The 12,448-nt window shown below is 45.2% G+C and carries 9 protein-coding genes; 7 read left to right on the top strand and 2 right to left on the bottom strand.

Going from position 1 to position 12,448, the window contains the following annotated elements:
* The first annotated feature begins 199 nt into the window (after window positions 1–199).
* Entirely contained in the window at window positions 200–544 is a 345-nt protein-coding gene (locus AB4154_RS12095; RefSeq protein WP_017060876.1) for a YajD family HNH nuclease, read from the top strand.
* Window positions 545–724: 180 nt separating this feature from the next.
* Here AB4154_RS12095 and AB4154_RS12090 read toward each other — a convergent pair whose 3' ends face one another.
* The gene (locus AB4154_RS12090; protein WP_017064770.1) at window positions 725–1,105 is read right to left on the bottom strand and encodes a hypothetical protein; all 381 of its coding nucleotides are present in this window, start codon (window positions 1,103–1,105) and stop codon (window positions 725–727) included.
* 594 nt (window positions 1,106–1,699) lie between these two features.
* On the opposite strand from AB4154_RS12090, the gene AB4154_RS12085 reads away from it, so the two are divergent.
* The 3 genes from AB4154_RS12085 to AB4154_RS12075 all read left to right on the top strand — a co-directional run bounded on the left by AB4154_RS12085 (window position 1,700) and on the right by AB4154_RS12075 (window position 7,237).
* Entirely contained in the window at window positions 1,700–2,938 is a 1,239-nt protein-coding gene (locus AB4154_RS12085) for an OFA family MFS transporter (RefSeq protein ID WP_017067032.1), read from the top strand.
* A 57-nt stretch (window positions 2,939–2,995) separates the two neighbouring features.
* The gene (locus tag AB4154_RS12080) at window positions 2,996–4,660 is read left to right on the top strand and encodes a VRR-NUC domain-containing protein (RefSeq protein ID WP_372123145.1); all 1,665 of its coding nucleotides are present in this window, start codon (window positions 2,996–2,998) and stop codon (window positions 4,658–4,660) included.
* 222 nt (window positions 4,661–4,882) lie between these two features.
* Window positions 4,883–7,237 (top strand): fatty acid cis/trans isomerase, encoded by a 2,355-nt coding sequence (locus tag AB4154_RS12075; RefSeq protein ID WP_372123144.1) that lies wholly within the window; start codon window positions 4,883–4,885, stop codon window positions 7,235–7,237.
* A 101-nt stretch (window positions 7,238–7,338) separates the two neighbouring features.
* Here AB4154_RS12075 and AB4154_RS12070 read toward each other — a convergent pair whose 3' ends face one another.
* Entirely contained in the window at window positions 7,339–8,277 is a 939-nt protein-coding gene (locus AB4154_RS12070; RefSeq protein WP_372123142.1) for a LysR family transcriptional regulator, read from the bottom strand.
* 93 nt (window positions 8,278–8,370) lie between these two features.
* On the opposite strand from AB4154_RS12070, the gene AB4154_RS12065 reads away from it, so the two are divergent.
* Genes AB4154_RS12065 through AB4154_RS12055 form a run of 3 tightly spaced genes read left to right on the top strand, consistent with a single transcriptional unit; the run spans window position 8,371 to window position 12,411 of the window.
* Window positions 8,371–9,696, top strand: a complete 1,326-nt coding sequence (locus AB4154_RS12065; RefSeq protein ID WP_017064775.1) for a cytosine permease — start codon at window positions 8,371–8,373, stop codon at window positions 9,694–9,696.
* 5 nt (window positions 9,697–9,701) lie between these two features.
* Complete coding sequence (locus AB4154_RS12060; protein WP_372123141.1) at window positions 9,702–10,826, top strand: DUF917 domain-containing protein; 1,125 nt, start codon at window positions 9,702–9,704, stop codon at window positions 10,824–10,826.
* Window positions 10,827–10,830: 4 nt separating this feature from the next.
* Window positions 10,831–12,411, top strand: a complete 1,581-nt coding sequence (locus tag AB4154_RS12055) for a hydantoinase/oxoprolinase N-terminal domain-containing protein (RefSeq protein WP_017064777.1) — start codon at window positions 10,831–10,833, stop codon at window positions 12,409–12,411.
* The last annotated feature ends 37 nt before the right edge of the window (window positions 12,412–12,448 follow it).

Raw genomic sequence — 12,448 nt, 5'->3', positions numbered from 1 at the left:
AAACTGTTAAGCATGGCTTATTCCAGAAAGACATAACCCGCTTAAGCGTTAGTGTGTAGAAGGTAAGTCTGTATTCAAACTTCAATCTAATATCGATAAGTCCACTGCATCATTTAGCAATGATTTTACGAACGACATACCGACAGCTTCAAGAAAGCTGTGATAAAATCGGGATATTACAATTGATAAGGATTTGGCAATGTCTTCTGATTTCACAGGTTCGAGTGCAGCGTATGCTCGCCAAGAGAAAGGCTACCGCGAAAAAGCACTAAAACTGTACCCTTGGGTTTGTGGTAAATGTGCGCGCGAATTTGTTTACTCAAACCTCCGAGAGCTTACCGTTCACCACGTGGATCACGACCATACAAACAACCCTGAAGATGGCAGCAACTGGGAGCTACTGTGCCTGTACTGTCACGATCATGAGCATTCAAAATACACTGACCATGAGCGTTATGGTGTGGATGCAAAAGCGAGTTTAGATGATCATCAGTCAGCGACACACAACCCGTTCGCCGATCTCGCTAAGATGATGAAGAAATAACACACCTTCAGAGTAGTCTTTGGTAGATGGTAACTGCTAGATAATAGATACATAACAAGTAACCCCAGTATGTCACCATACTGGGGTTTCTTTTATCTGCCGTCATAACCAAATAATAGAGTTCAGATAGGCAGGATCAAAAAAGCCTTCCGAAGAAGGCTTTTTAAGAATCAAATCGAATTATGCTGCCGCTTGCTTGCGAGACTCTTCTACCTTCTTAGCGCGTTGTTTTAGCGTCAATTTATCGCGGTATGCAAACCAAACGTAAGACACAACCACTAAGAAGAACAGGTATGACAATGAGAAAATGAACGGCGATTGAATGATATCGTTCGAGATACCCCAAGAAACACCGATAACAGTCACTGCAATTTTCGCAAAAAAGCCACACATCAATAGCACTAATGCCAACTGTGGGAAACGCGTACTGCGGAATGCAAGCCAGTAGCAACTACCAACTGCTAGAGCCGCAACATAGAAGCCGAATAGGAAAGAGTGAATATGGTCAGCTGCCGCTACACCACCAGAAATTGACATCAATAAAATTAAAAACAGTTTCATAATACTCGCCTCACCATAAGTTGGAAACGCATCCTTTCAAATTTGGAATCTCAGTTTGCATACTATTTTCCCACTTTTTACGGACAACACAACCCCTCCAATCGAACAAAATGTAAGCAAAAGTACTAACAAAAATCACCCTTAACAATTGCTTAACATTCTGTTTTTAATAAAACTCCGTTACTCCTTGTCTCATATGAACAAAGCGCTGTTACGATTTATTTTGTTACACAAATTTAACCTTGGAAATTAATTAAAATTATTTGTAACTCTGTGATATCCGCACGCAATACGCGTCTATTCAAAAACCATCACCTCAAAATCCCTGAAATAATAAGAAGACAGAGCGAAAAAGAACAAAATAGAGAGGTGTTAAAAACATTTCAAAAACCAATGAAAAACAACCTATTAACAAATTGAATTTAATTTACCAAAAATGGAAAAAGAGATTCCAATCACATTTTAATTGGTTATAATCCGCGCTCTTTTGCGCTATCTGTTGATAAACGCAAACTAATTTTGAAGAAACAATCACAATAACCCGTCTTTAGTTAAGTGGCTCTCCACTAACCGATGACAAAACTGAGAATAAAAATGAGCAAGATTGATAAAGCAACACGTATCCTGCTAGCAGGCTTCTGTATCAACCTTTGTCTTGGCATCCTGTATGCTTGGAGTGTATTTAACAAAGCGCTAGTAACTGAAGCTGGTTGGAGTGCTGCTGAAGCATCTTCACCTTACGCTATTGCAACTATCACATTCTCTGTTTGTCTTCTTGTTGCGGGCATCCTACAAGACCGTATGGGTCCACGTAAGATCCTTATCCTAGGTACAGCGCTTACAGGCCTAGGTATGATTGCTTCTGGTTTCGCTACAACGCCTATGATGCTGAACATCACGTTCGGTATTATAACAGGTGCAGGTATCGGCTTCGGTTACGCATGTCTGTCTCCATCAGCAATGAAGTGGTTCCACTCTTCTAAGAAAGGTATGGTTAACGGTCTTATCGCAGCAGGCTTCGGTCTTGCGGCTATTTACCTAGCACCAGTAACTTCTGCGCTAATCGACAGCATGGGTATCCAAACTAGCTTTATGATTCTTGGTGTTGGTGTACTTGCAATCGCAGTACCTCTAGCAGCAACAATCAACAACCCACCAGCGGATTACACGCCAGCTGAGCCTAAAGTAAAAGCAGGCCAAGCTCCTAAAGCGGTTAAGAAGACTGAAGACCTAACTTGGAAAGTAATGCTGAAGACTCCTCAGTTCTACTCTCTATGGATCATGTACGCATTCGCTGCATCTGTTGGTCTAATGATCATCGGTAACATCACTACAATTGCTAGCGTTCAAGCTAACCTGCCAAACGCAGTTTACCTAGCGTCTATCCTTGCAGTATTCAACTCAGGCGGCCGTGTTGCTGCGGGTATGCTTGCAGATAAAATCGGTGGCGTACGTACTCTACTTCTAGCGTTCATCCTTCAAGGCGCGAACATGGCTCTATTCGCTACGTTCAACTCTGAATTCACGCTAATCATTGGTACGGCTATCGCAGCGGTTGGTTACGGTACGCTTCTAGCAGTATTCCCAACACTAACTGCTGAGTTCTACGGCCTGAAAAACTACGGTACTAACTACGGCGTGCTTTACACGGCATGGGGTATCGGCGGCGCTATCGGTGCAGCAGTTGTTGGCTTCTCAATGTCAAACGGCGAAGGTTACGGCCTAGCTTACACAATCTCTGCAGTTATGATGGCAGTGTGTATTGTTCTAGCAATCATCACTAAACCAATCTCTGAAGCTAAAGTTGCTGAACTAAAAGCATCACAAGCTTAATCAACAGAAAAGATTGAATTTGTTACTGAAGAGCTTAACCTTAGGGTTAGGCTCTTTTTGTATCAAGCGACTTCTCCATTGACGACCGAAACCACTCTTCAGCTCTCCCCCACTTATTATCTCGACAACTTCAATCGACTGGTTGAACACGCTCAAACGCTCTACCCCGATCTTCTGAGTGATGATGAATGTCGTTGGTTGTCCGCATACAAACGTCTTTCTGTTTCAAGCCAATGCCTAATGGTTCGTTTGCTTTCTCGTAAAGGCCGTTGGTTTCGCAGCGATAAACTCAACTATGTTGAGATCCCAGATCTAAAGACCGTACTGCAAGAGCTAAACAGCTCAGGCTTCATTGGGTTGAGTCATCCCGAAGAACAGCATGACCTCGCCATTAGTGAGGTCGAGCTCGGGTTTCACTTGCTCACCAAACCAGAGCTGTTGAGTGTATTCCCCGCCCTTAAGAGCCATAGAAATGCCAAGAAAGACGAGCTGTTGTTACGGCTTGATCAGCAACCTTTTGATCAATTTCAAAACCTCTCTTTCGACTGTATTTACGTCATCGAATCTCAAGTGATTGATGTATTACTGTTGCTGTTCTTTGCCAACACCTATCAAGACTTAAGTCAGTTCGTGTTAAGCGACCTTGGGCTAAACACCTTTGAGAACTACCCATTAAGCAAGCAACACCGCTTCTTCACCTCTAGGGATCAGCTCAATCAATTAATCCAGATGCGCGATATTCAACGCTTGTATTCAGAAGGTGACCGCAAAGATGGCGAGTTTCTGGAACTGCTTTTAAATGCGATTCCTGAAGAATCAGAACACAGAAGTATTGCCAGAAAACGATCGCGTTTGATCAATGATATTGCTCGCGATCTTGAAAGGCTTAATCTAAACGACCAAGCTATCTTTTGGTTCAGACAATCTACACTTCCTCCGAGCAGAGAACGACTTGCACGCATCTATGATAAGCAAGGTACGCTAGACTTAATGTGTGACATTGTCACGCAAATGAAAGCTACTCCATCGGATGTGTCAGAGTTGGAAATCGCTATTAAGCTTGAAGACCGGCTGCTACGGAAACAGGGGCACAAAGTTTCACGAACCATAAAGCCGAGCTGCAAAGAGTTAAAACTGGAATTAGACCTCAGCCAAACTCGAGTCGAGCTTGCGGTAAAGCAGCATTTTGAGAACCAAGGTTGGGACGTCTACTTTTCAGAAAACAGTTTTCTGTGTGGCTTGTTTGGTTTGGCTTTCTGGGATGTCATTTTCGCAGACGTTGAAGGCGCCTTTATCAATCGTTACCAACATCGACCATTGGATCTGTACCATTCAGATTTCGTAGACAAGCGAGCCGAACAGATTGAAGCCGTGTTTCAGACGATATCCAAACATGGGCTGAACCATTTTCTTGATACTTACGATGAAAAGCAAGGTATCGCGAACCCCTTTGTTCATTGGAATTATTTTCCTAAGGCACTCATCGAACACGGCATGGCTTCAATTCCAAATGCCTTGGTTGTAGACCTCTTCAAAGTGATATTGAGTGACTTAAAGCTATTTAGAACTGGGATGCCGGATTTGATTGCGTTCAAGGGCGATGAGTTTCATTGGATTGAAGTCAAAGGCCCTGGCGATAAACTGCAAGACAACCAGTGGCGCTGGATCAAAGAGTTTGAGCGATTGTCTGCCCCCTTCTCTGTTTGTTACGTCAATCAATGAGTCTTAGCTCTTAACTCTTAACTCTTAACTCTTAACTGCTAGCTTTTAGCTCTTGGGACTTAAATCTAGCTAAGTCTAAACTCCAATTTCTGATCACAAGCGAGTAACGCGCATCGACAAGTCACTCGCCCCATCAAGATCTTGTCTACAAAATTGTTAGAACATGAGCATTTTCAATCATTTTCGATATAATTATAGAAAATGCCTAATATTTAAATACGTATGAATTTAAAAAAACTCTTCATTTTAGCTTTTGTTAGCGTCTTCTCAGGTTGTGCCGTCTACGCGGGTTTAAACTTCGACGAACTGTTTGGTGAACAACAAGTACGCGATCGCCAAGCACCTATTCTTTCGGCTCAAGCACAGCACTTCATTGACGAAATAAAGCCCATCATTGATAACCGATGCGTGGTTTGCCACGCTTGTTATGACGCCCCTTGCCAACTCAAAATGTCTTCAGTGGAAGGTATAGACCGAGGTGCGAGCAAGGCACTCGTTTATCAAGGCACCCGCTTAACGGCATCAGCCCCTACTCGCTTGTTTGAAGATGCGTTAACCACGCAAGAGTGGCGCGATGCGGATTTTCATCCAGTCCTCAATGAGCGTATGCAGAACTCAACGGCTAACCTCGATGCTGGTCTTGTTTCTCGTATGTTGATCCAGAAAGAGAATCACCCTCTGCCCGATCAAACCCAGCTTGAAGGTTTCGACTTTTCAATCGATCGCGACCAACAGTGCCCAACCATTGAAGAATACGCTCAATACGAGAGAGATTACCCAACTTGGGGAATGCCTTATGGGATGCCAAACTTAGACAAAACCGAATACGCGACTTTAATGAGTTGGTTGGAAAATGGCGCGTTAATGAACGACCACATTCCATTGACTGATGCAGAACAAGAGCTCGTTAATGTCTACGAAAGCTTTTTAAACAAGAGCGACAATAAGAGTCAACTTTCAGCACGTTATATCTACGAGCACCTGTTTTTATCTCATGTCTATTTTTCTGATTTAGCTCAACCAACGCGTTTCTTTACTGTTGTTCGCTCTGCAACACCACCAGGTGAAGCGGTACAGCGCATCACGACTCGTCGCCCTTATGACGATCCAAAAGTAGACCGTGTTTACTACCGTCTGATTCCAGAACAAGGCACTATCGTCGACAAAACGCACATGCCTTTCGCACTTAATAAAGAGCGTCTACAAAAGTGGAATACCTGGTTTGTCGACGTAAATTACGAAGTAAAACAACTACCTAGTTACGACATCGATGTTTCAGCTAACCCAATGACTTCGTTTGAAGCACTGCCAGTAAACTCGCGCTTCAACTTCATGTTAGATAACGCGCAAAACACCATCATGGCCTATATCAAAGGACCTGTGTGTCGTGGTCAACTTGCCTTGAACGTAATTAACGACCGTTTTTGGGTTTTCTTCATCGACCCAGAGAAAGCCGATGTTCCGGAAATCAACGCCTTCTACGCAAGTCAAAAGAAAAATTTAAAGCTACCTAGCGAACTAAAAAGTAACACCGTACCTGTGACCAACTGGGTAAGATACGCAAAGCAACAAGCGCAATACCTAAACGCGAAATCAGACTTCACTAACCAATGGTTCGAGAGTGGCGTCCACCTAGACACTGGCATCATTTGGGATGGCGATGGCATCAACCCGAATGCTGCTCTCACCGTCTTTAGGCACTTCGATAGCGCCTCTGTTGTACAAGGGTTAGTTGGCACGCAACCTAAGACTGCGTGGATTCTTGATTATGCTCTTCTAGAGCGTATTCATTATCTTCTCGTTGCAGGCTTCGATGTTTACGGCAACTTTGGCCACCAGCTGATTACACGCATGTTCATGGACTTCTTGCGTCTTGAAGGTGAGAGTAACTTCTTAAGCCTTCTTCCTAAAGACGTTCGTCACATTGAACACTCTAGTTGGTACCAGAACCAAAGCGCACAACTGAGTGACTATTTGCAGCGAAACATTGCACCTTTTGATCAGCCGACCAGCGTGGTTTACAAAACGGCGGATCCGAAACACGAACTGCTTGATATGATCAAAGATAAGCTCGCACCTGTTCTCGATAATCGCTTTGAGATTGTTGAAACAGGTTTTGGTAGGAAGAATGAAGCACTGCTTAACCAAGTGAATTTGATAAAGGGCGAAGGCCTGCGTCATGTGCCTCAATTAGTGATGATCATGATTGAAGGCGAAAACGGCGAAGAGCAACTGTTCACCATGATTCACAATAACGCGCACAGCAACATTTCTAGCTTGTTTAATGAAGAAGGTAACCGTGATTACGCCAATGATGACCTTACCCTCGTACGAGGCGTTGTCGGTAGCTACCCTGCGGCTTACCTATCATTAACCGAGAGCGAGATTCCTACTCTGGTTAAAACGCTGCAAAACTTAAGCACAGAAGAAGACTACGTGGCGCTGCTAGATAAGTTTGCGGTACGACGCAGTTCTAGCGAGTTCTGGCCATTCAGTGATCGCGTGCATCGTTGGTATCAACAAGACCAACCGATCGAGTTCGGATTGTTGGATTACAACCGCTTCGAGAACCGTTAGTTTTCACTCATAAAGCATAAAAGCAAAAATCCTCTGTCTTGGCAGAGGATTTTTTGTATATGAGAAAGTATCTTAAGTGCTATTGAGAAGCGACGAGTTCTCTATATTGAATCCGATGCTTCCGGTTGGTGTAGCTCATCAAAAAACGCACGCGCGGCGGGGGAAAGGGAATCTACAGGTTGCTTCAACACCACATAAAACTGACTCTTAAGGCTCCACTTCTCGGGCTGAAGCGGAATCAAGGCTTGGTCATAATGGCCACGGTCGATTAAATGAGACGGTAAAAAACTCAGGTGTGTGCCCGCCAAGGTTAAAATTACACCCGACTCGACATGCCAGCCATCAAAAGGCTTTACGGAATCGTACTGCTCAATATTCAGTAATCGGAACATCTCATCTTTGGCATAGCCGCCCATGTTGATACGACAGCCATCCAATGAGAAATCCTTGTCCATGATCTTCTCAGCCAGATCCTTACGCGCATACAGATAACTGTGCTCTTCAAACAGTGGGTATTTATGTTGAAACGCTGATTTTTGATGTGACCCTAGAACCACTATCATCATATCAATCTGGTTCTTTGCTAACTTCTCATTCAACTGGGTGAAATCCCCGACATCAACACTCACCTCAACACTGTTACTGCGTTGGTAAAACGTCTCGATCGCTTTGGGAAGTGGGTTATAAGGCAAAGTGACGGTGTTATCCAAACATCCAATTCGCACATGCCCAGAGAGTTCCGTCTGTACACCTCGTAACTTATAAGCGAAGTCGGTTAAGGTCGATTTTAGTTGGTTCGCATATTTATACACTTTCTCACCTTCATGAGTCAGCTTAAAACCACGTCGACCACGTTGGCATAATGTTAATTCTAAGCTTTTTTCCAAGGCAATAAGCTGATTACTCAGCACTGGTTGACTAATCCCAGTGCTTGCGACCGCCTGATTGATGCCTCCTTGTTCAACAATTTCACAAAAAAGCTCTAATCTACGTAGGTCTCTTTTATCTAACTTATTGTTTGGATTCACTTTGCCACTCACATTTGTTTTTTGTTATGTTTACATCTAATTATATTCATTTATTAACAATAAATACATCAGTATGCTTTATTCACACTTATGGAATAACAATGCATGGATGGCACTATGGCGGCAGAAGCTTACGTGAATAAACCCGAAGCAACACACAGCCACAAAAAGATAGATGACTTCGAGTTGGAACCCGTTCCCGAGAAGGCCAAACGATCTTGGTGGGTCATCAGCCTTATTTGGTTGGCAATCGGCATCGACATTTCGGGACTGTTTCTCGGCTCGATTCTAAGCAGCGGTATTGGTTTTGAAGACGCACTGCTTGCCACGTTTATTGGTTCAGGCTTATTGGCGATCATCGCGATGCTGTGTGCCAACATTGGCTTTCAAGCTGGCGTGTCTACCCCGCTGGTGAGCAGCGCGGTATTTGGCCGTAACGGCGGTAAAATTCTTGGCTTCATCAACGGCATCTCATTAGTCGGCTGGTTCGCATTCCAGGCTGATTTCTTCGCTTTCATCATGGTCGATGCACTGGCGAAATACGACATCATAATTTCACACCTCACCGCTCTTATTGGCGGCAGTGTGTTAATGATGATGACGGCTATCTATGGCGTTCGTGCTTTAGGCAAACTCAGTACCTATTCTGTTCCATTGATGGTGACGTTGATTACCATCGGTTTGTTTATGGCTGCTGATTATCAAGGTGGCGCAGCGCCATCGATTGAAGATCCTTTGACGCTTGGCCAAGCCATCTCTTTTGTTATGTCTATCTGGATTCTAGCTGCGGTTGCTGCACCTGATATTGCTCGCTACGCCAAAACACGCCGTGATGCGATTTTAGGAGCGGGTATCGGTTTCCTCGTCGGCAACAGTGCCATCATTCTTATCGCATTGATCTTGACCAAAATGACCGGCACCGACGACCTAGTTGAGGTCTTCTTCACCTTAGGTTTAGGCATGGCAGCTATCATCGTGCTGGTGTTCGCACAATGGACGACCAACAGTAGCAACCTGACCTCTGGCGGCTTATGCATGTCGATGGTTCTACCTAAGATTCCGCGCCCTGTTCTGGTTGTGATCATGACCATCGTCGGCATTGGCATTGCTCAACTCGGCATGGTGAACAAGTTTACCGACTTCTTAATGCTACTCAGCGTAACCATTGCGCCTGCTGCGGGTGTCTACATCGTTCAATATTATGTTTTAGATTCGACAAAAATGAGCTTTGAGAACATCCAACAAGTTCCAGCTTGGATGTTTAAAGGCTTGGCTTCTTGGGCATTTGGTACTGCATTCAGCGCTTGTACTGCACCAGAGTTTTTCAACCTGTTTTCGTTCACCAGCATCTCGGCGTTAGACGGAATTCTTGCCGCTGGTGTGATTTACCTCGCCCTAATGAAGCTTTCTCCTTCAAGTGATAAGGAATAGTAGTTGTGATTATTACTGAACAAATGATTGATGATATCGCGCTGGGTGCGACGGTATTAGGTACTGGCGGCGGCGGTGACCCATACAGCGGTGCCTTGATGGCGAAAGTAGCCATTGCAACGGCAAAGCACCCTGTACGCATGATTCCTTTAGAAGACGTGCAAGACGATTGGATGACAGTGCCCTCTTCAATGATTGGCGCACCAACCGTCGCAGTAGAGAAACTCAATTCGAAAGATCAAATGTTGATTGCTTTCGAAGCGATGGAAAAAGCGCTCGGCACTGAAGTGGCGGCAACGTTTCCTATCGAAGTAGGCGGCTTCAATTCATTGATTCCAATTCTCGTTGCAGCACAAAAGAGCATTCCTGTGATCGATTGTGATGCGATGGGACGTGCGTTCCCAGAAGCTCAGATGGTGACCTTCTTTCTTGATGGTCTCCCTTCTGCACCAAACACATTGGCCGATGAGCGTGGCAATGTCGTCACACTTTACCCAATTGACGGTATTTGGTCTGAAAAGTTTGCGAGACCAATTACCGAACAGATGGGTGGCTCTGCAGCAATGTGCGATTACCCAATGAACGGTAAGAACCTAAAACGCAGCGCACTGCCCGCAACACTGACCCAAGCGATGAAAATTGGTGAAGCGATTAGAATGGCGAACGACAACAATCAGAGTAGCACACAGGCCGTATTAGACATTGTCGGCGGCCATACCATCATCAGTGGCAAGATTGTTGATATTCAACGTGAAACCGATGGTGGTTTTGCAACAGGTGGTGTCGTGATTGAAAAGCTGGCTCAGTTTGAAGATACCGGCGTCGATAACGTGTTTGTGCAGTTCCAAAACGAATTACTTCTCGCGCACAAAGGTACAAGCCGCGCAGACATGAGCCAAGATAACCTGCTGGCATCAACACCGGATCTTATTTCGATCTTGGATCATGAAACGGGTAAGCCAATCACAACCGAACAACTTCGTTACGGGCAGCGCATCGACCTTATCGCTTACCCTTGCGACCCCAAATGGCGCACTGACAAAGGTATTGAAGTCGCGGGCCCGGGTTACTTTGGCTACACCGTCGAGTATCAAACCATTGAACAACTAAAGTCTGCATTGAAGAGGTAGTCGCATGACAAACATTACGCTTGATTACTGCCGTTTGGGCATTGACGTAGGTGGCACCAATACCGACGGTGTGCTGCTCGACGCAGACTTAAATGTGATTGCCAAAGTAAAAACCGCAACCACACATGATGTTTCAACAGGGATCGACAACGCGATTTCTGCGCTATTAAACCAAGCAAACATTGATGGTCAGCAAGTGAAACACGCGATGCTTGGCACGACTCAATGCACCAACGCAATCGTTGAACGAAAAGGCTTAGACAGAGTCGGCATGATTCGCTTAGCGCTTCCCAGTGGTGATAGCGTCCCGCCCCTTTGTGGTTGGAGTGAAGCGTGGCAAAACCTGCTTGGTCAGCACTTCTACCAAGCACACGGCGGCTATGAATATGACGGCCAGTTGATTGCCGACATTCAAGAGTCTGAGATCCGCGAGCTTTGCCAGAAAATGAAAGGCCAAGTGGATTCCATTGCTATCTGCGGAGTGTTCTCTCCCGTCAACGGCGACCAGGAGCTTCAAGCAGCAGAGTGGATTCAACAAGAACTTCCGGGCGTGAACCTATCGTTATCCCATAAAGTGGGCAGTTTAGGGCTTTTAGAGCGTGAGAACGCCACTATCCTCAATGCGGCTCTGCAAGGGACAGCAAAACGATTCGTTGACGGCTTTTGCAGTGCACTCATCAATCATGAAATCCACACCACGCCTTATTTCGGTCAGAACGACGGAACACTGATGTCACAGCAGTTCGCATTGATGTACCCGATTCTTACCGTGGCTTGTGGGCCAACAAACTCGATTCGTGGAGCGAGTCACTTAACTAAGTTAAAAGACGCGATTGTGGTCGATGTGGGCGGCACTACGTCTGATATCGGCGTACTGACTCACGGCTACCCAAGAGAATCGAGCTTAGCAGTAGAAATCGGTGAAGTGAGAACCAACTTCCGTATGCCTGATATTTTGGCGTTAGCCATTGGTGGTGGTACCAAGGTTCGCTTTGAACAGCAGCGTATAGAGCTAGGCCCAGAAAGTGTTGGCCATACCTTGACGCAAACGGCGCGTAGCTTTGGTGGTGATGAACTTACGCTCACCGATATTGCACTCAAAACAGGACAAATGCAGTGGCAGGCAGAACATCAACTGAGTGATGAGATTGGTGTTTCAGCCGAACAAGCAAGCAAGATTTATCAACAAATGGTCACGGATGTTGAAGAAGGCATCGATAAGATGAAGACCTCTGCGGCGAGTGTACCCGTAATCATGGTTGGTGGTGGTAGTGCCCTATTCCCAGATCATTTTGAAGGTGTGAGCCAAGTGGTTCGTCCTGAGCACTTTGAAGTGGCTAATGCGATTGGTGTTGCGTTGGGTGAAATATCAGGTCAATTCGATAAGATCGTACCGATTGACCCAGCATCACGTGAAGAGACCTTAAAGGGCTTGGAAGCGCAATCAAAGCAACTGGCGATTGAAGCTGGCGCATGCAGCGATAATGTCGCGATCATTGAACGCAGCGAGATTCCATTAAGCTACCTACAAGGCAATATGGTTCACGTTAAGATCAAAGCTGCTGGACATATCAAGATGGCTTAGAGCCGTTCCTTGAAAGCCTTACTTAGATTCTTATTCA

The sequence above is a fragment of the Vibrio sp. 10N.286.51.B11 genome (assembly GCF_041469245.1).
In the GTDB taxonomy this organism is placed as follows: domain Bacteria; phylum Pseudomonadota; class Gammaproteobacteria; order Enterobacterales; family Vibrionaceae; genus Vibrio; species Vibrio crassostreae_C.
Note: the sequence above shows the minus strand (reverse complement) of the source record. Positions and strands in the feature narration are given on the sequence as shown.